An 18,730-nucleotide genomic window follows, 5' to 3' on the forward strand; every position below is an offset into this window, starting at 1 on the left:
TGGGGCGTGCCCGCGGGTCGCGGGGTGCGCGGGTCGGGCACCGCGGCGGACCTCAGCGGGGCACCGGGACGGCGGACAGCACGCTGTGCAGGACCGCGTCCACGCCGACGCCCTCGAGCTCGGCCTCCGGGCGCAGCTGGATCCGGTGCCGCAGCGTCGGGCCGGCGAGCGCCTTGACGTCGTCGGGGGTGACGAAGTCGCGCCCGCTGAGCCACGCCCACGCCCGGGCCGTGCGCAGCAGCGCCGTCGCCCCGCGCGGGGAGACCCCGAGGGCGACGGACGGCGACACGCGGGTGGCGCGGCACACGTCGACGACGTAGCCGATGACCTCGCGCGAGACCCGGACCCGGCTGACCGCGGCAGCCGCCGCGGCCAGCTCCCTCGGCCCGGCGACCGGCCGGACGCCGGCCGCGCCGAGGTCGCGCGGGTCGAAGCCGGCGGCGTGCCGGCTCAGCACCTCCACCTCGGCGTCCCGGTGCGGGACCGGCATCGTCAGCTTGAGCAGGAAGCGGTCGAGCTGGGCCTCGGGCAGCGGGTAGGTGCCCTCCTGCTCGACCGGGTTCTGCGTCGCCGCCACGAGGAACACGTCGGGGAGCCTGCGGGGGGTGCCGTCGACGCTGACCTGCCGCTCCTCCATCGCCTCGAGCAGGGAGGCCTGCGTCTTGGGTGGGGTGCGGTTGATCTCGTCGGCGAGCAGGAGGTTGGTGAAGACCGGCCCCTCGCGGAACGAGAACTCCGAGGTGCGGTTGTCGTACACGAGCGAGCCCGTGACGTCCCCCGGCATGAGGTCGGGGGTGAACTGGACCCGGCGGGTGTCCAGCCGCAGGGACGACGCCAGCGCGCGGACGAGCAGCGTCTTCGCCGTCCCCGGGACGCCCTCGAGCAGCACGTGGCCCTGGCACAGCAGGGCGACCACCAGGCCGCTGACCACCGGGTCCTGCCCGACGACGGCCTTGCCGACCTCGGCCCGGACGGCGTGCAGCGCCGCGCGCGGGTCGGCCCCCTCGGGTCGCGCGGCCGCGACCGGCCGAGCGTGCTGGTCGCTCCCGGCCGGGCGCTGGGTCCGCTGGCCCGGTGCCTGCTGGCCCGCTGCCTGCTGGCCCGCTGCCTGCTGGCCCGCTGCCTGCTGGCCGGACGCCTCCACACCTGGCGCGGCCTGGGCCGCCTCCTCACCAGGTGCGTCCTGGCCCGTCGCGTCCTGGCCGGATGCCCCCCGGCCGGCCGCGTCCGGGCCGGCCGCCTCCTGGCCGGGCGCCTCCTGACCGCTCGCCTCAGGGGCGGCGACCGCCGACACCTCGGGCGCCTGGTCGTCCGTCGTGCCGCCACGGCCTGGCCCCCCGGCCTCGGCATCCGGCGCCCGGTCGGGGGGCGGGCCCGGCGTGGGAGCGGGGGCCCCGGACGCCGCGGGGGCGGGCGCCTGGGGTGGGCGCGACGGTTCGGTGGGCGACGGTGTCACTGGTCCTCGCTCTCGACGGTGCCCGGGAGATCGTGCGGGTGGTGCGGGTGGTGCGGGAGGTGGTGGGTCGCGGCGTCCTGGCGCGGGCCCGCACCAGGGAGCGCGCCGGTGTCGACGCCGGGGTGGGTGTCCGGGTCGGCGCCCGGACCGGTGTCGGGGTCGGCCCCCAGGACGGCACCGCGGACGACGCCCGGCCTGCCGGCGACCTCGGCCTCGAGCCGGTCGAGTCGCTCGGTGAGGGCGACGAGCGCCGCGGGCGAGTCCGCCGGCGGCCCGGTCAGCACCCCGGCGACCTCCTGCGCGGGCCGGCCGACGGCGGCCGAGACGGCGGCGACGACGTCCGCGGCGGGTGCCGATGCGGGCAGGCCCAGCCGGCGGGCGAGGCGGCGAGCCGCTGCCGCCCGCAGCACCTGGCCGGCGTGGTCGTGCGCACCGCCGGCCCGGTAGAGCGTGGCCCGGCCCTCCGCGGTCTCCGCGGACCGGACGACGACGGGCAGCGGCTCGGCGACCAGCGGCCCGAGCCGGCGGCCCCGCCACAGCGCGAGCACGAGCCCGACGAGCAGCAGCTGGAGCGCGACCGGGCCCACCCACGGCGGCAGCAGCTCGGACAGCGTCGGGGGCGGGCGGTCGCCGCCGTCCAGCGGCCCGGCCATGAGCCACACGAGGCGCGGGTGCTCGCCGAGCGCCCGCAGGGCCAGGGCCGCGTTGCCGTGCGCGGTGAGGGTGCCGTTGCGCAGCACGTCCGGCTGCGCGATGACCCGGACGAGGTGCCCGTCGACCACGGTCACGGCGTACGACCCGGCCCGTTCGGCGTCCTGGTCGCCACTGCCCCGGAAGCAGACGACCGGCTGGTGCCCCCGCGCGCGCACGACCTGCCCCCCGGCGCTGGTCCGGCCGGCGACCTGGGCGTCCTGCTCGTCGCACTCGGCATCCGCGACCCGGGGCGGCTGGTCGCCGCCGAGCTCGAGGTCGGGCGCGAGGACGTCGAGCGCGTCCCCTGTGGGCTCGACGAGCACGAGGTCCGCGCCCGACCGGTGCACCGACCTCAGCTGCTCCGCGCCGAGCACCTGGGGTCGCACGACCAGCAGCGTCGTGCCCGGGCCGGCGTCGCGGACGGCCGGGTCCACCCGCTCGTGGCGGGTCACGACGACGCCGCGCTGGCCGAGCACCTGGGCCACCGCCCGTGAGCCCTCGGGCGCCGGGCTGTCGGGGTCGAGGTCGCCCGCGCGGACCGGTCCGATGACGGCGACACCGGCCACGACGACGAGGACGAGCGCACCGGCCAGCAGCAGGGGCCCGCGGGCGGCGCGCCAGCGGCGGCGCGCCACGACCGCGGCGCTCGGCAGGGGCTGGTGGTGGCCGGCCGCCGCGGAGTCGGCACGGCCCGGCGCCTCGGCGAGCGCGTGACCGGCGACGCGGCCGGGGCCCCCGCCCGGTGCCGGTCCGGTCACGAGGCGGTCCCGGGGCGTCCCGGCCCAGCGCTGCCGGCACCGGAGGCGGCGAGCACCGGGCGCGGCCGGCTGCCCGTCACGTCCTGGTCCAGCAGCCGCAGGCCCTCGGCGTCCTCGGCCGTCGCTGGTCGCGACCCGTACACGACCGCGTCGAACAGGCCCGCCGCCCCGCGCAGCCGGTCGGCGAGCGCCGGCAGCTCCCGGCCCAGCTCGACGGCCACCTCGTCGGCGGTCCGGCCGGGTCGCGGGGTCAGCAGCGCGCGCTCGTCGGCCTGGCGGGCGAGCGCGCGGAACCACTCGCGCACCGCCTCGTCGAAGCGGCCGGCGTCGCGGGCGGCCAGCGCACGCGCCCGGTGCTGCGCGGCGGTGCCGGCGCGCGGCCCGTCGAGCGGGCTGTCCACCCGCCGCGCCCCCGGCCGCCAGGACCCCGTGCCCCGGACGACGACGAGCACGAGCACGGCCAGCACCGCCAGCAGCACGGCGACCCCGGCCGCCTGCGGGCCGCTGGCCTCCAGGCCGGTCAGCGCGTCCCACACCCAGGCGAGGAGCTGCGCGAGCAGCCCGGGCTCGGCCGCCTCGTACACGGGGTCGGTGAGCTCCTCGCGCGCCCACTCCCTCGCCGTGTCGGCGTCCGGCTGGACGACGCCGGGCAGCGGCCCCGTCATCCGCGCCCCGCCTGCGCCTGCTGGGCGAGCTGGACGTCGAGACCCTCCCGTCGCATCCGCAGGTCGACGTAGAGCAGCGCCGCCACCGCGGCGCTGAACGGGTACACCACCGTGGAGGCGGCGACCTGGCCGACGGACTGCAGCACCAGCTGGAGCGGCGACAGGCCGGCGGCCGCGACCGGGTCGCCGGGGCTCTGCGACCCGAGGAAGACGGCCACCAGCTGGAAGGGGCCGGCCACGACGGCGACGGCGACGGCGGTCAGCACGGCGGTGAGCAGCAGGATCCCCAGGACCCGCCAGAAGCTCCCCCGCGTCAGCTGCCAGGACCGGCGGATCGCGCCGGTGACCCCGGTGCCCTCGAGCATGAGGACGGGCGAGGCCAGGGCGAGCCGCGTGTAGAGCCAGGCGCCCGCGGCCAGCGCGCCGAGGACACCGACGACGAGCAGCAGGGCGCCGCTGACGGGCTCGAGGAAGACCAGCACGAGACCGGGCAGCAGCGGCAGCACCGCGACCGTCGCGGTGGCCAGGGTGGTCAGCACGGTCAGACCCACGAGCGCCGGGATCCGACCGCGGGCGCGGGCCCAGACCTCCGGCAGCGGCGGGCGGCGGCCGAGCACCGCCTGGCTGACGGCCAGGGTCAGCACGCCGGTGATGACCGCGATGCCCAGCAGGCTCACGACGAACGAGACCAGGCTGCCCGCTCCCAGCGCGCCCAGCGCGGTCAGGAGCTCCTGCACCTCGGGCACCGACTCCGGGTCGGCGGGGTCCAGCAGCAGCAGGCCGCGCAGGTTGTCGACCATCGCCAGGCTGACGAGCAGGTCCACCACCCCCATGACGAGGACGACGACGGCCGTGACGCCCAGCATCGTGCGCGGGTTGGTGCGCAGGGCCTGGAACGCCCCGTCGTACAGCTCGCCGAGCCCGAGGGGCCGCAGCGGGACGATGCCGGGGCGGAGCACCGGCACCTGCCAGCCCTGCTGCTGCCAGCCCTGCTGCTGCCACCCCTGTGCAGGCGCAGCGCCCCAGGGCTGCTGCCCCGCCGGGGCCGCGGCGGGCACGCCCGGGCCGGCGGGCGGCGCGACGGCGCCGGCCTGCTGCTCGTCACCGGGCGCGGCCCAGCCCTGCTGATCGCCCACCGTGCCCCCGTCCTCGTCTGCGGTCCGCTCATCCTGCCACCCCGCGGGCACGCGCGGGCGCACCCTCACCCCCGGGCTGGGAGCATGGTCGGGTGAGCACCCCCGACGACACCGCCGACACCTCCACGTCGTTCGACGACCTCGGGCTGCGCCCCGAGCTGCTGCGCGCGCTGACCGCGCTCGGGTACGAGGAGCCGACCCCGATCCAGCGGGAGGCCGTGCCCGCCCTCCTGACCGGCACCGACCTGCTCGGTCAGGCCGCCACGGGCACCGGCAAGACGGCCGCGTTCGCGCTGCCCGTCCTGCACCGTCTCGCCGCCGAGCGGGGGTCCGACGGCCGCCGGGAGCGGGACCCGTTCGGGCTCGTCCTGGTGCCGACGCGCGAGCTGTGCACGCAGGTGTCCGAGGCCCTGCACCGCTACGGCAAGGAGCTCGGGGCCCGCGTCCTGCCCGTCTACGGCGGGGCCCCCATCGGCCGCCAGCTGCGCGAGCTCGAGCGGGGCGTCGACGTCGTGGTGGCCACCCCGGGGCGCGCGATCGACCTCATCGACCGGGGGGCCCTGCGGCTGGACGCGGTGCGCGCCGTCGTCCTCGACGAGGCCGACGAGATCCTCGACATGGGCTTCGCGGAGGACGTCGAGACCATCCTGTCCGCCACGCCCGAGCAGCGGCAGACCGTGCTGTTCTCGGCCACGATGCCGGCGCGGATCAACGGCATCGCCCGCCGGCACCTCACCGACCCGGTGCGGATCCGGATCGAGCGCCCGCTGCCCGAGTCGGGCGAGGCGCCGCTGGTCCGCCAGACCGCGTACCTCGTGCCCCGCGCGCACAAGCCGGCGGCGCTCGGCCGGGTCCTGGACATCGAGGCGCCGACGGCGGCGCTGGTGTTCTGCCGCACCCGCGACCAGGTCGACGAGCTGACCGAGACCCTCAACGGCCGCGGGTACCGCGCGGAGGCGCTGCACGGCGGCATGGGCCAGGAGCAGCGCGAGCGGGTGCTCGGCCGGCTGCGCAGCGGGACGGCGGACCTGCTGGTCGCCACGGACGTCGCCGCCCGCGGCCTGGACGTCGAGCACCTCACCCACGTCGTCAACTACGAGGTGCCCTCGGCCGCGGAGACGTACGTCCACCGGATCGGCAGGGTCGGGCGCGGCGGGCGCGAGGGCGTCGCGATCACCCTCGCCGAGCCGCGGGAGCACCGGATGCTCAAGACCGTCGAGCGGGCCACCCGCCAGCGGATCCACGTGGAGACGGTCCCGTCGACGGCCGACCTGCGGGCCCGGCGCCTGGAGCTGACCCGAGCCGCCCTGCACGAGCTGCTCGTCGAGGACGACCTGGAGGCCTACCGGGTCGTCGTCGAGACGCTGTCGGACGACTTCGACGTCATGCAGGTGGCGCTGGCCGCGGTGCGGCTCGCGCACGAGGCGACGACGGGTGCCGCGGACGACGAGGAGATCCCCCAGGTCAGCGCGCCGCGCGACGAGTCCGGACGGCGCGCCGGCGGCGAGGGCGGCGGACGCGGCGAGCGGACCGTCCGGCCGCGCAAGGCCGTGCGTCCCGGCGCCGTCCGCCTGTTCGTGGGCGCCGGCCGCAGCGCCGGCATGCGCCCGGGTGACCTCGTCGGCGCGATCACCGGGGAGACCCGGCTGTCCGGCCGCGACGTCGGGGGCATCGAGATCACCGACCGCTTCTCCCTCGTCGAGGTGCCGCAGGACGCCGCCGACGAGGTCGTGTCCGCGCTGTCGCGCACCCGGGTCAAGGGACGGCGCGTGCAGGTCCGCCGGGACCGGGACACCGCGACGCGACGCTGACGTCGACGCTGAGGTCGACCGCGAGGTCAGTACCGAGGGCCCCGGCCCGGCCGAGGCGTCCGGGCGGACCGGCGCGTCCGGGCCGACCAGCACGCGGTGTGCCAGTGCCGGCGGTCACCGACCGCGGTGTCCGGGCCCGTCAGCGAGTCGGCCGGCCACGCCACCACGTGCGGGGTGCCCGGCGCGACCTCCTGGTCGCAGCCGGGGCAGCGGTAGTGCTTCGTCGTCGACGTCCCGGCGACGCGACGGACCATCCAGTCACCGTCCGGCCCGGACTCGCGTCGAGCCGACCCACCCAGCGCCCGGTCGACGTCCAGGGGCTCGGGGGCCCACCGGCGCTCGCCGCCCGCCCGCGGCGCCCGGCCGGCGCGTCGGGGTCGGTTGCTGCGAGGCACCCACCCAGTGTCCCCGGGCGGCGCGCAGGTGCCGACCCAGGGGTGCCTGCTCTCCCGCCGGGTCAGGGGTGCTCGTCGGTGAGCCCGCTGGACCGGACCCGGGCCACCGCCGCGGCCAGCAGCCGCTGCACCTCGGCGCGGACCTCCTCCTGGCCGCCGTCGAGGTTGGCGCCCACGCCCACGGTCACCTCGCCCACCCTCGCCGCGGCCACGACGTACGTCATGCCGGGTCGGACGCCGTCCACGTCCGCACCCATCACGGCGTCCTGCCCCGGCAGCCCGGACGCGTCGACGGGCTGCAGGTCGTGGGCGTAGTCGCACGTGCCCAGCGACCGCGACAGGAAGGCCATCTGCTCGGCCGCCCCACCGTCGCGGAACACCCGCACCCCGTGGGAGACGCTGCTCCAGCCGCTCGACCAGCCGACCTCGCGGCCACCGACGACACGGTCCTCCCCCGGCTCCGGCCCGTCACCGCACAGGGAGGTCGTCAGGGTCCGCGTCCGGACGTAGGGGCCGGTGTCGAGGACGGCGTCGGTGCCCAGGCCCACGGTCGCGCCGTCCAGCATCGCCTCGTCGGGGACCAGCACGTCGCCGCGCAGCTCGGGCGGCGTCGACCACAGGTCGGTGCCCCCGGACGCCGCCTCGTCCGGCGTCGGGTCGGACGTGGGGTCCGGCCCTGCCGGCTCAGTCGGCTCAGTCGGCTCAGTCGGCTCCGTCGGTCCTGTCGGCTCCGTCGTCGCCGTGACCGTGACCGGGGGCGAGGCGGTGGTCGGGCCCGGGTCCGCCGTGCCCACGACGCGGCCTGCGACCGGCACCGCGACCACCACGGCCACCAGCACGCCCGCGGCGGCGCTCGCCCGGCGGCGCCGCCGGATCCGCTCGGCCCGGCGCCGGGTCCCGGACACCAGCCCGGCCGTGTGCACCGGGTCCGAGCCGAGGCCGTCGCGCAGCGCCGCGGCGAGCCGCTCCTCCAGCTGCCCAGGCAGCCGCTCCGGTCCGCTCACCGCCGCACCCCCTCCTCCGCCAGCATGTCCCGCAACGCCGCGAGCCCCCGGTGGGCGTTGCTGCGCACGGTGACCGCGCTGGTGCCCAGCAGCTCGGCGATCTCGGCGTCCGGCAGGCCCTCGTAGTGGCGCAGCACGAGGACGGTCCGCTGCTTGGTGGGCAGCCGGCGCAGCAGCGCCAGCAGCTGGTCGCGGTCCGCCGTCCCCTGCGCGGAGTCCGCGACGCCGGCGTCCGGCAGGTGGTGCTGCTCGACCGGGCGCTCGCGGCGCACGGCGCGGCGCCAGAACGAGGTGGAGGCGTTGACCACCATCCGCCGCACGTACGCGTCCGGGTCGTCGGCGCGCTGGACACGGTCCCAGGACAGCAGGGCCTTCGCCAGGACCTCCTGGACGACGTCCTCCGCGTGGTGGGGGTCCTTGAGCAGGCCGCGGGCGAGCCGGACGAGGGCGGCGCCGCGGGCCGCGGCGAACTCCTCGAAGCCCTCCGTGGCAGCGCGCGGTCGGGCCTCGGTGGCGGCGACGACGTCCGGTCCGGCGGGCGGGTGCGAGGCGTCCAGGACGTCGCCTCCTCCCCCTGCTCCGTGGCGCCCGGCAGGCGCATGCGTGAACCGTCCCGGCCCGGCCGGGACGCCGGCCCGGCCGGTGACCCGCGCCCAGCCGCGCGCGGGCAGGGCCGCAGCAGCACCACTGGGCGCGGGGCCGGCCACGGCGACCGGGGGGGCGAGCACGTCCGTCATCAGCACACCCCGTGGACGCGGCTGCGCCCCCGGACGTTGCACCGGTGCCGGGCGAGGTGCCGACCGACCGACCGACCGACCGACCGTACCCGTTGACCGCGGCCGGCCACCGGGCCGCCGCGCCGTCGTACCCTGGACGGGTGCCGCGCTACGACTTCCGCTGCCGCTCCTGCGGCGAGACCTTCGAGGTGTCCCGGCCGATGTCGGCCTCGTCCGACCCCGCCCCGTGCCCGGCCGGGCACGACGACACGGTCCGGCTGCTCAGCACGGTCGCAGTCGGCACCGGGGCCGCCGGGGCCGCCCCCGGCGGCGGGTGCTGCGGCGGCGGCTGCTGCGGCTGACCAGCACGCCCGGCCGGGTCAGCCGCCGCGCTCGGGCCGGTAGACCTGCACCGCGCCGACCGGCGCGAAACCCGACGCCAGCAGCGCGCGCAGGCTGGCCGCGTTGCCCGGGGCCACCGACGCCACGACGACCTGCTCCGGCGGCACGAGGTCCAGCGCCGCGGCCATCAGGCGCCGTCCCAGGCCGCGGCCGGCGTGGACGACCTCGACGCTCAGCTCCGGCAGCCCGCCGAGTCCGCGGCCGAGGGTGATCAGCCCCGACCGGTCCACGTCCGCCCACACCCGCACGTCGTCCCGCAGCGCCTCCGCGTGCCGCACCCGCGGGTGGTCCGCCAGGTCGTCGCAGGCGACCAACGGCGGTGCGTCGACACCGGGACGGTGGCCGGGCAGGCCCGCCCGGCCCCGGGCCACGACGACCACGTCCAGGCCGTCGACCCAACCGTGCGCGCCGACGAGTCCCTGGAGCACCCTCGGGTGCAGCGCGCCCCCGTACCCGTCGACGTCCCAGCCGTGCAGGACGTCGTCGGTGACGTCGTCCGCGACCGCGAGGACGGCGTGCCCGGTGAACGCCACGACCGCCTCCGTCCCGGGCCGCCAGGGCGCGACCCGGTGCCACCCGCCGTCCTGGGCGGGGAAGACGCCGTCCGCGGCGTCGGTGAGCAGCTTCCCGAGAGGGTGCACCCGCGCCAGTCTGCCTCCCCCGGGGGTGGACGCGACCACGACGTGCCGCGAGCCCCCCGGACGGGCGCCGGGGGGCTCGCGGTGGTGGTGGCAGGGACCGTGACGCCGGCCGGCGCCGCCGTCAGGCGTAGGTGCGGAACCCTCGCCCCGTCTTGCGGCCGAGGTACCCGGCGGTGACCAGCTGCTCCAGCAGCGGCGCGGGCGAGTAGCCCCGCTCACGGAACTCCAGGTACAGCTCGCGCTGGATCGCCAGCGACACGTCCAGGCCCACGACGTCGAGCAGCTCGAACGGCCCCATCGGGTAGCCGCAGCCCGTCTTCATCGCCGTGTCGATGGCGTCGGCGGTCGCGTAGTGCGCCTCGAGCATCTTCACCGCGTCGTTGAGGTAGGGGAACAGCAGCGCGTTGACGATGAAGCCCGCCCGGTCGCCGCAGGTCACGGCGTGCTTGCCGATGCGGCCGCACAGGTCCTGCACGGTCGCCACGACGTCGTCCGCGGTGGAGACGGTGTGCACGACCTCGACGAGCCTCATGATCTGCGCCGGGTTGAAGAAGTGCATGCCCACGACGTCCTGCGGGCGGCTGGTCGCCGAGGCGCACTCGATGACCGGCAGCGACGACGTCGTCGTCGCCAGGATGGCGCCGGGCCTGCAGATCTCGTCGAGGTTCTCGAACAGCGCCTGCTTGACCGCGAGGTCCTCGACGACCGCCTCGACCACGAGGTCGACGTCGCGCAGGTCCTCCAGGTCGGTGGTGCCCGTCAGCCGGCCGAGTGCGGCGTCCCGTGCGTCCTCGGTGAGCTTGCCGCGCTGCACGGCCTTCTCCAGGCTCTTGGTGATCCGCGCCTGGACGGCGTCCACCTTGGCCTGGGCGCGGGCGACGAACGTGACGTCGTAGCCCGCCTTCGCGAAGACCTCGACGATGCCGGTGGCCATCGTCCCCGAGCCGACGACGCCGACCGTGCGCACCTCACGGCGCGCCCTGCCGTCGTCCGCGCCGGCCGGTGCCGGGGTGAGGTGGTCGGCGACCACGGTGGACGAGCCCGGCTCGTCGTAGGTGTAGAACCCCTTGCCGCTCTTGCGGCCCTTCAGACCCGCCGTGACCATCTGCTTGAGGATCGGGCTCGGCGCGTGCAGCCGGTCGCGGCCCTGCTTGTACATCGTGTCGAGGATCTCGTAGGCGGTGTCCAGGCCGATGAGGTCCATCAGCGCCAGCGGCCCCATCGGCAGCCCGCAGCCGAGCTGCATGGCGGCGTCGATGTCCTCGCGGCTGGCGTAGCGGCTCTCGAACATCGACACCGCGTGGTTGAGGTAACCGAACAGCAGCGCGTTGGCGATGAAGCCGGCCTTGTCGCCGACGACGACCGGCAGCTTGCCGAGCCGCTCGGCGAGGGCCGCGACGTCGGCCACGACGTCGTCCTCGGTGACGACGGTCCGGACCACCTCGACGAAGCGCAGCACGGGAGCGGGGTTGAAGAAGTGCATGCCCACGACGCGGCGCGGGTTGTGCGTGGCGACCGAGATCTCCGTGACCGACAGGCTGGAGGTGTTCGTCGCCAGGATCGCGTCGGGCCGCACGATGGTGTCGAGCTTGCCGAAGATCTCGCGCTTGAGGTCGAGGTGCTCGGGCACGGCCTCGACCACGAGGTCGCAGTCGGCGAGCGCGGCCAGGTCGGTGGCGAAGGAGATGCGCCCGACCAGCTCGGTCTGCTCGGCCTCGGTCAGCTTGCCGCGGGCGACGGCGCGGCCGGTGGAGTGCTCGACGTGGCCGCGGCCGCGCGCCACCCCCTGCTCGTCCGCCTCGACGGCGACCACCGACAGCCCGTTGCGGGCCAGCACCTCCACGATGCCGGCCCCCATCGTGCCCAGGCCCACCACGCCGACCGTGCTGATCTCCCGCGCCATCGTCTGCTCCCAGGTTCGTCTGCTCGTCGCGGCCGGCTGCCGACCGTCGGGCGTCCGCGATCCTCGCAGACCGGCGCTGGAGCGGTCACCGTGTGCTGGCTCACCCCCTCGACCTCACGCCCCAGCCGTCGGACCGGCCACCGGACGGGCCGGTTACCCTGCCGCCCGTGCGCCTCGTCATCGCCCGCTGCTCGGTGGACTACGTCGGGCGGCTGACCGCCCACCTCCCGCTCGCCACCCGGCTGCTGCTGGTCAAGGCGGACGGCAGCGTGCTGGTGCACTCCGACGGCGGGTCGTACAAGCCGCTGAACTGGATGAGCCCCCCGTGCGCGCTCACCGTCGCCGAGCCGGGCGACGTCGAGGCCGCCGAGGGCGTGCAGGAGGTCTGGACCGTGCAGCACGGCAAGACGGACGACCGTCTCGTCGTCAGCGTCCACGAGGTGCTGCACGACAGCCGGCACGAGCTGGGCGTCGACCCGGGCCTGGTCAAGGACGGCGTGGAGGCGCACCTGCAGAAGCTGCTCGCGGAGCAGATCACCGAGCTCGGGCCCGGCCACACCCTGGTCCGCCGCGAGTACCCGACCGCCATCGGTCCCGTCGACATCCTGGCCCGTGACCCCGCCGGGGCCACCGTCGCCGTCGAGATCAAGCGCCGCGGCGACATCGACGGCGTCGAGCAGCTGACCCGCTACCTCGAGCTGCTCAACCGCGACCCGCTGCTGGCCCCCGTCACCGGGGTGTTCGCGGCGCAGGAGATCCGTCCCCAGGCCCGGGTGCTGGCCACCGACCGGGGGATCCGCTGCCTCACCCTCGACTACGCCGCCCTGCGCGGGGTGGACGACGCCGACTCCCGGCTGTTCTGACGTCCCGGCTGTCCTGACGTCCCGGTGTGCTGAGCGGGTGGACCGCGGGCGACGCGGTCCACCCGGGCGTCGCCCGCGGCAGGATGACCCCATGAGCGAGCGGGTGGTCGTCGTCGGGGCCGGGGTGATCGGCCTGTCCTGCGCCGTGCGGCTCGCCGAGGCCGGCTACGACGTGCACGTCCTGGCCCGCGATCTGCCCGCGGAGACGACCTCCGCCGTCGCCGCCGCGCTGTGGATGCCGTACCGCGCCGAGCCGCTCGACGAGGTCACCCGCTGGGCGCTGGAGACGCACACCGAGCTGCTGCGCCTGAACGACGGCGCCCCGGGCGCCGGGGTGCTCGTGCGCGAGGGGGTCGTGCTGCTGCGGGAGGAGTTCGGGCCGCGGGCACCGCGGCCGGACTGGGCCGACGCCCTCGGTGACGTCGTGCCGCTGACGCCCGTGCTGGCGCCCTGCCCGGGGTACGAGGGCGGGTGGGCTGCGCTGCTGCCCGTCGTGGAGACGCCCCGCTACCTGGCGCACCTGGCCGCCCGGCTCGAGGCGGCCGGCGGGACGCTGACCCGGATGCCGCTCGCCGAGCTGCCCCAGCGCGGGCTGGTCGTCAACGCCAGCGGCGTCGCGGCGCGCGCGCTGGCGCGTGACCAGGACGTCCACGCCGTCCGCGGCCAGGTCGTCGTGGTCGACAACCCGGGCCTGACGCGGTGGGTGGTGGACCAGCAGGAGGACGACGGCGAGCTGATGTACGTCGTCCCCCGCCGGGACGACGTCGTCGTCGGGGGCAGCGCGCAGGTCGGCGACTGGGGGACGACCCCCGACCCGGCGCTGGCCGAGCGGATCCTGGCCCGGGCTGTGGCCGCCGTCCCGGCCCTGGCCGGGGCGCGGGTGCGGCGCCACCGGGTGGGGCTGCGCCCGGCGCGGTCCGCCGTCCGGGTCGCGACCGAGCACCGCGCGGACGGCGCCGTCGTGCACTGCTACGGCCACGGGGGCTGCGGCGTCACCGTGTCCTGGGGCTGCGCCGCGGACGTCGTCGAGCAGGTGCGCGCGCTGGCGTGACGCGCGCCTGCACGGCTAGGCGAGCACGACCTCCACCCCGGCACCCCGGACGCCGGCGACGACCTCGGGGTCGGCGGCGTCGTCCGTGACGAGGACGTCCACCCGGTCGGTGTCGCAGATCCGCGCGAAGGTCCGCACCCCCAGCTTCTCCGACCCGACGACGAGCACGACCCGGTCGCTGCGCCGCACGAGGTGGGCGTTCACGCCGGCCTCGCTGTCGTGGTGCGTCGAGGGACCAGAGGCCAGGTCGAACCCGTCGGCGCCCAGGACCAGGACGTCGATCCACAGCTGGTCCAGCACCATCGCCGCGAGCGGCCCCACGAGCTCGTAGGAGTGCGGTCGGGCCACCCCACCGAGGGTCACGGTGCGGATGTGCGGTCGCAGGACCATCTCGCCCGCGATGTTCAGGGCGTTCGTCACGACCGTCAGGCCGGGACGCTCGGCCGTCCCCGTCAGGTCCGTGCGGGCCGCGAGGCGGCGGGCGACGGCCGAGGTCGTCGTCCCGCCGTTGAAGCCCACGACCGTGCCGCCCTCGAGCAGGTCGCACGCCGCCGCCGCGATCCGCTCGCGCGCGTCCGACGGCGAGCCGCCTCGGTACTGGGCGGGCAGGTCGTAGGCGACCTGCGCGGCCACCACGCCGCCGTGCGTGCGCGTGACGAGCTGCTGCTCGGCGAGGGCGGCGAAGTCCCGGCGGACGGTCGCCTCGGAGACGCCCAGCTGCTCGGCCGCCGACGCGACAGAGAGCCGGCCGGTGCGGCCCAGGACGTCCAGCAGGGCACCCCAGCGCTGGGACCGGTCCATCGCGTCCCCCGGCCGCTGCGGCGCGGGCACGACGGAGTCGGCCGCCTCCCGCGGGTCCGGCCCGGCGTCCACCACTGCGCGTCCTCCCCTCGCGGTCCCCTCGAGGCCAGGACGCTGTCGTCGCGTCCCGGTCATCGGACACTACCCAGTCGGGCCGCACCCGTCGGTCAGGCGCTCCAGCAGCGGGTGGACCAGGCGGCCGTCGCCGTCCACGACCGCCGCCACGACCACCGCGCCCCGCCCGGCGGCCTCCACCGGCTGCCGGGTCGCTCCGGCGACGAGGACGACGCTCTCCCCGCGGTGCAGGTCGGCGAGCGCTCCGACGGGATCGTCCCCGTCCGGGCAGCGCATCGGCGCCGGGCAGCCGAGGGCGGACGCCAGCGCCGCTGCGAGCTCGTCGCCGGATCCGGGCGCCGTCCGGACGTAGGCCGCGGCGACGCGCCGACCCGCCAGCGCGGCCACCACCCGGTCGCGCTCGGCGGGTTCGCCCAGCGCGCCCGCGTCGACGACCAGGACCGTGGCCGGGCAGTGCAGGTCGCTCACGGCCCGAGCGTACGTCGGTCGCCTCACCGGGCGCCGCGCGCACGCGCCGGTGGACGTCCCGTGCGACGGCACCCCACTGACCGACCGCTCGGTATGGTCTCTCGCCACGGCCGCGTCCCGCGGTCCGACGGAGCGGAGGATCACGATGGGCAGCGTCCACCCACGACCCGAGGTGCTGCAGGCCCTGGCCGGCCGGTTCGACGCGCGCTCCCCGCTCGTCATGCTCAACCTGCTGCGCTTCCGGCACGAGGCCGCGTACCCGGCCGGCTCGCCGCACCCGGCCTGCTCGGGGCGGGAGGCGTACGCGCGCTACGCGCGGGTGGCGGGGGCCTGCGTCGCCGCGCTCGGTGGCAACGTCCTGTACGCCGGGGCCGCCGAGGGTGCCGTGATCGCACCGGACGGCGAGGAGTGGGACGAGGTGCTGCTCGTGCGGTACCCCTCGGTCGGCGCCTTCCTGGGGATGCTGCAGGACGAGGACTACCTCGCCGCCACCGTGCACCGGACGGCCGCGCTGGCCGACTCGCGGCTGGTCGCGACGCGGCCCGCCGGCTGACCGTCGCGCCGTCCTGCGCGCTCGGGCGCGGGCGGGCAGGATGCGCAGGGTGATCGTCGACCTGCCCGAGCACGAGCTGCGGGCACGCCGGTGCGTCAAGTGGGACGTCGTCGAGGCCCACGTCCTGCCCGCCTGGGTGGCGGAGACCGACTACGCGCTGTGCCCGGAGGTCGAGCAGGCGCTCCAGCGCGCCGTGCGGGACGGCGTCACCGGCTACCCGCCCCCCGACCGGTGGACCGCCCTGCCGCACGCCCTCGCCGGCTTCGCCGAGCGGCACTGGGGCTGGCACCTGGACCCCGCGCTCACCCTGGCCACCGGCGACGTCATGGCCGGCGTCCGGCTGGTGCTGGAGACGCTGTGCGAACCCGCACCCGTCGTCGTCCCGACGCCCGCCTACCCGCCGTTCCTCGAGGTCGTGCCCGTGACCGGCCGGGAGCTGGTGCAGGTGCCCCTCGACCCCGACGCCGGCACCGCGGCGCTCGACCTGGGGCGGATCGAGGACGCCCTGCGGGCGGGGGCGCGCACCGTGCTGCTGTGCCAGCCGCACAACCCGTGGGGACGCGTGTTCACCCGGGCCGAGCTCGAGGGCCTGCGCGACGTCGTCGTCCGGTACGGCGCCCGGGTGGTCAGCGACGAGATCCACGCTCCGCTGGTGCTGCCCGGGGCCCGGCACGTGCCGTACCTGTCGCTCGAGGGGACCGCGGAGCACGCGGTCACGGTCCTGTCGGCGAGCAAGGCGTTCAACGTGCCCGGGCTGAAGTGCGCGCAGGTCGTGGCCGGCGACGCCACCTCCGCGCGGGCCCTGGCGGACGCGCCGCTCGTGGCCAACCACGGGCTCTCCCCGCTGGGGGTCGTGGCCACCGAGGTCGCCTGGAACGCCGGCGACACCTGGCTGGCCGCGCTCGTCGAGCGGCTGGACGCCCAGCGGCTGCTGTGGTCCGAGCAGGTCGCGGCCCTGCTGCCCCGCGCGCGTGTGCGGCCGCTGGAGGCGACGTACCTCGCGTGGCTCGACGTCCGCGCGTACGCCCCCGTGCAGCCCGCGCACCTCGCCCGCCGCCGCGGACGGGTCATGGTCAACGAGGGGTCGACGTTCGGCTCCGGCGGGGAGGGCCACGTGCGGGTCAACCTGGCGACCTCCCGGGACCGGCTCGTCGAGGTGGTCCGGCGGCTGTCCGCCGCGTTCGAGCTGGACGCGACCGCGTAGCCGTCCGGCGCGGACCGCGCGCCGGGGCGGCCCGTCCGGGGTTCAGCCGGCCGCGAGCCCGTGCGCCGCGCGGATCTCCTCGACGATGCGGCCCATGATCTCGGTCAACCCGAAGTCCTTGGGGGTGAAGACCGCGGCCACGCCCTGCTCGCGCAGCGCGCGCGCGTCGGCGTCGGGGATGATCCCGCCGACGACGACGGGCACGTCCGACGCCCCGGCGTCGCGCAGGCCCGCGAGCACCTCGGGCACGAGGTCCATGTGGGAGCCGGACAGCACCGACAGCCCCACGCAGTGCACGTCCTCGTCGACCGCCGCGGCCACGATCTGGGCGGGGGTGAGCCGGATGCCCTGGTACACGACCTCGAACCCGGCGTCCCTGGCCCGGACGGCGACCTGCTCCGCCCCGTTGCTGTGCCCGTCCAGCCCTGGCTTGCCGACGAGGAGCCGCAGCCTCGAGCCCAGCTCGTCACCGGTGGCGCGCACCGCCTCGCGGACCCGGGCGAGCTCCTCGGCGGCCTCCCCGGTCGCGGCCGACCCCGACGACGAGCCGCTGACGCCGGTGGGGGCCCGGTACTCGCCGAAGACGTCCCTCAGCGCCTGGGCCCACTCCCCCGTGGTGATCCCGGCGCGCGCGCACTCCAGCGTCGCGGGGACGAGGTTCTCGGTGCCCGCCGCGGCCTCGGCCAGCCGCTGCAGCGCCTTCGCGGCGCGCTCACGGCCCTCCGGGTCGGCGTCGCGCTCCTCGCGCCAGGCGCGGACCGCCGCGGCGGCGCGGTGCTCGACCGTCGGGTCGACCGTCTGGATGGCGGTGCCCAGGTCGGCGGTCAGCGGGTTGGGCTCGGTCGTCGTGAACCGGTTCACCCCGACGACGACGTCCTCACCGGACTCGATCCGCTGCCGGCGCAGCGCGTGCGAGGCCACCAGCGCCTGCTTCATGTAGCCGCTCTCGACGGCCGCGACGGCGCCGCCCAGGTCGGCGATCCGCTGCATCTCCTCGCGCGCGCCGGTCACGATCTCGGCGACCTTCGCCTCGACCACCGCGCTGCCGTCGAAGAGGTCCTCGTGCTCGAGCAGGTCCGACTCGTAGGCGAGCACCTGCTGGATCCGCAGGCTCCACTGCTGGTCCCACGGCCGGGGCAGACCCAGCGCCTCGTTCCAGGCGGGCAGCTGCACGGCCCGGGCACGGGCCTTCTTCGACAGCGTGACCGCCAGCATCTCCAGCACGATCCGCTGGACGTTGTTCTCCGGCTGGGCCTCGGTCAGACCGAGGCTGTTGACCTGGACGCCGTAGCGGAACCGCCGCTGCCTGGGGTCCTGCACGCCGTAGCGCTCGCGGGTCAGGTCGTCCCACAGCTCGACGAAGGCGCGCATCTTGCACATCTCCTCGACGAACCGCACGCCGGCGTTGACGAAGAACGAGATGCGGGCGACGACGTCACCGAACCGCTCCGGCGGGACCTGCCCCGAGTCGCGCACGGCGTCCAGGACCGCCACCGCCGTGGACATCGCGAAGGCGACCTCCTGGACGGGCGTCGCCCCCGCCTCCTGCAGGTGGTAGCTGCAGATGTTGATCGGGTTCCACTTGGGGATCGTGGACACCGTGTACGCGACCATGTCGGTGATCAGCCGCAGGCTCGGCCCCGGCGGGAAGGCGTACGTCCCGCGGGACAGGTACTCCTTGATGATGTCGTTCTGGGTGGTGCCCGCCAGCGCGGCCGGGTCGGCGCCCTGCTCCTCGGCGACGACCTCGTAGAGGGCGAGCAGCCACATCGCCGTCGCGTTGATCGTCATCGACGTGTTCATCTCGCCGAGGGGGATGTCGGCGAACAGCTGGCGCATGTCCCCGACGTGCGAGATCGGGACGCCGACCTTGCCGACCTCACCGCGGGCGAGGACGTGGTCCGGGTCGTACCCGGTCTGCGTGGGCAGGTCGAACGCGACCGACAGCCCGGTCTGGCCCTTGGCCAGGTTCCGCCGGTACAGCGCGTTCGACTCGGCCGCGCTGGAGTGGCCGGCGTACGTCCGCATCACCCACGGTCGGTCACGCTCCACGCGCCCCGCCTGCTCGCCCACGGTTCCTCCCAAGGTCAGGTGCTCGGAGGTTACCCACGGGTCACCGGCTCCTGACAGGTCGA

At 76.5% G+C, this 18,730-nt stretch carries 18 protein-coding genes; 6 read left to right on the top strand and 12 right to left on the bottom strand.

Annotated elements, in window-relative coordinates; translation table 11 throughout:
• Window positions 1–52: 52 nt before the first annotated feature.
• From ACYVQV_RS07085 to ACYVQV_RS07100, 4 genes are all read right to left on the bottom strand, one after another.
• On the bottom strand, window positions 53–982 hold the full coding sequence (locus ACYVQV_RS07085) for an AAA family ATPase (RefSeq protein WP_461022649.1): 930 nt from the start codon (window positions 980–982) through the stop codon (window positions 53–55).
• A gap of 470 nt (window positions 983–1,452) precedes the next feature.
• The gene (locus tag ACYVQV_RS07090) at window positions 1,453–2,907 is read right to left on the bottom strand and encodes a DUF4350 domain-containing protein (RefSeq protein WP_461022566.1); all 1,455 of its coding nucleotides are present in this window, start codon (window positions 2,905–2,907) and stop codon (window positions 1,453–1,455) included.
• Window positions 2,904–3,572 (bottom strand): DUF4129 domain-containing protein, encoded by a 669-nt coding sequence (locus ACYVQV_RS07095; RefSeq protein WP_461022567.1) that lies wholly within the window; start codon window positions 3,570–3,572, stop codon window positions 2,904–2,906. The genes ACYVQV_RS07090 and ACYVQV_RS07095 overlap by 4 nt, the downstream gene beginning before the upstream one ends.
• Window positions 3,569–4,708 (bottom strand): glycerophosphoryl diester phosphodiesterase membrane domain-containing protein, encoded by a 1,140-nt coding sequence (locus ACYVQV_RS07100; RefSeq protein ID WP_461022568.1) that lies wholly within the window; start codon window positions 4,706–4,708, stop codon window positions 3,569–3,571. Before ACYVQV_RS07100 ends, ACYVQV_RS07095 begins: the two co-directional genes overlap by 4 nt.
• Window positions 4,709–4,800: 92 nt before the next feature.
• Here ACYVQV_RS07100 and ACYVQV_RS07105 point away from each other — a divergent pair, with 92 nt between their 5' ends.
• Window positions 4,801–6,519: a DEAD/DEAH box helicase gene (locus ACYVQV_RS07105; RefSeq protein ID WP_461022569.1), complete on the top strand. Its 1,719-nt coding sequence runs from the start codon at window positions 4,801–4,803 to the stop codon at window positions 6,517–6,519.
• 26 nt (window positions 6,520–6,545) lie between these two features.
• Here the strand turns inward: ACYVQV_RS07105 and ACYVQV_RS07110 are convergent, their stop codons facing one another.
• The 3 genes from ACYVQV_RS07110 to ACYVQV_RS07120 form a co-directional block, all read right to left on the bottom strand.
• Complete coding sequence (locus ACYVQV_RS07110; RefSeq protein ID WP_461022570.1) at window positions 6,546–6,914, bottom strand: hypothetical protein; 369 nt, start codon at window positions 6,912–6,914, stop codon at window positions 6,546–6,548.
• Window positions 6,915–6,976: 62 nt separating this feature from the next.
• Window positions 6,977–7,918, bottom strand: a complete 942-nt coding sequence (locus ACYVQV_RS07115) for a hypothetical protein (protein ID WP_461022571.1) — start codon at window positions 7,916–7,918, stop codon at window positions 6,977–6,979.
• Window positions 7,915–8,655 (bottom strand): SigE family RNA polymerase sigma factor, encoded by a 741-nt coding sequence (locus ACYVQV_RS07120; protein WP_461022572.1) that lies wholly within the window; start codon window positions 8,653–8,655, stop codon window positions 7,915–7,917. Before ACYVQV_RS07120 ends, ACYVQV_RS07115 begins: the two co-directional genes overlap by 4 nt.
• Window positions 8,656–8,795: 140 nt before the next feature.
• Between ACYVQV_RS07120 and ACYVQV_RS07125 the strand changes: the two genes are divergently transcribed.
• Entirely contained in the window at window positions 8,796–8,996 is a 201-nt protein-coding gene (locus ACYVQV_RS07125) for an FmdB family zinc ribbon protein (RefSeq protein ID WP_461022573.1), read from the top strand.
• An 18-nt stretch (window positions 8,997–9,014) separates the two neighbouring features.
• On the opposite strand, the gene ACYVQV_RS07130 is transcribed toward ACYVQV_RS07125, so the two are convergent.
• Both ACYVQV_RS07130 and ACYVQV_RS07135 read right to left on the bottom strand, forming a co-directional pair.
• Window positions 9,015–9,677 carry a GNAT family N-acetyltransferase gene (locus tag ACYVQV_RS07130; RefSeq protein ID WP_461022574.1) on the bottom strand — a complete coding sequence of 221 codons (663 nt, stop codon included), beginning with the start codon at window positions 9,675–9,677 and terminating at the stop codon, window positions 9,015–9,017.
• A 121-nt stretch (window positions 9,678–9,798) separates the two neighbouring features.
• Window positions 9,799–11,580 (bottom strand): 3-hydroxyacyl-CoA dehydrogenase family protein, encoded by a 1,782-nt coding sequence (locus tag ACYVQV_RS07135; RefSeq protein WP_461022575.1) that lies wholly within the window; start codon window positions 11,578–11,580, stop codon window positions 9,799–9,801.
• Window positions 11,581–11,747: 167 nt separating this feature from the next.
• Here ACYVQV_RS07135 and nucS point away from each other — a divergent pair, with 167 nt between their 5' ends.
• Window positions 11,748–12,443, top strand: a complete 696-nt coding sequence (gene nucS, locus ACYVQV_RS07140) for an endonuclease NucS (protein ID WP_461022576.1) — start codon at window positions 11,748–11,750, stop codon at window positions 12,441–12,443.
• A gap of 91 nt (window positions 12,444–12,534) precedes the next feature.
• Window positions 12,535–13,494, top strand: coding sequence for an FAD-dependent oxidoreductase (locus ACYVQV_RS07145; protein WP_461022577.1), 960 nt, complete (start codon window positions 12,535–12,537; stop codon window positions 13,492–13,494).
• 15 nt (window positions 13,495–13,509) lie between these two features.
• On the opposite strand, the gene ACYVQV_RS07150 is transcribed toward ACYVQV_RS07145, so the two are convergent.
• Window positions 13,510–14,295, bottom strand: a complete 786-nt coding sequence (locus tag ACYVQV_RS07150) for a DeoR/GlpR family DNA-binding transcription regulator (RefSeq protein WP_461022650.1) — start codon at window positions 14,293–14,295, stop codon at window positions 13,510–13,512.
• A 141-nt stretch (window positions 14,296–14,436) separates the two neighbouring features.
• Window positions 14,437–14,838, bottom strand: coding sequence for a hypothetical protein (locus ACYVQV_RS07155; RefSeq protein ID WP_461022578.1), 402 nt, complete (start codon window positions 14,836–14,838; stop codon window positions 14,437–14,439).
• A 145-nt stretch (window positions 14,839–14,983) separates the two neighbouring features.
• Between ACYVQV_RS07155 and ACYVQV_RS07160 the strand changes: the two genes are divergently transcribed.
• Together ACYVQV_RS07160 and ACYVQV_RS07165 are read left to right on the top strand one after the other, a co-directional pair.
• Window positions 14,984–15,391 (top strand): DUF1330 domain-containing protein, encoded by a 408-nt coding sequence (locus ACYVQV_RS07160; RefSeq protein WP_461022579.1) that lies wholly within the window; start codon window positions 14,984–14,986, stop codon window positions 15,389–15,391.
• Between the two features lie 49 nt (window positions 15,392–15,440).
• Window positions 15,441–16,595 carry a MalY/PatB family protein gene (locus ACYVQV_RS07165; RefSeq protein WP_461022580.1) on the top strand — a complete coding sequence of 385 codons (1,155 nt, stop codon included), beginning with the start codon at window positions 15,441–15,443 and terminating at the stop codon, window positions 16,593–16,595.
• 42 nt (window positions 16,596–16,637) lie between these two features.
• On the opposite strand, the gene ACYVQV_RS07170 is transcribed toward ACYVQV_RS07165, so the two are convergent.
• On the bottom strand, window positions 16,638–18,623 hold the full coding sequence (locus tag ACYVQV_RS07170; RefSeq protein WP_461022651.1) for a protein meaA: 1,986 nt from the start codon (window positions 18,621–18,623) through the stop codon (window positions 16,638–16,640).
• Window positions 18,624–18,730: the final 107 nt, after the last annotated feature.

The sequence above is a fragment of the Thalassiella azotivora genome (assembly GCF_054781695.1).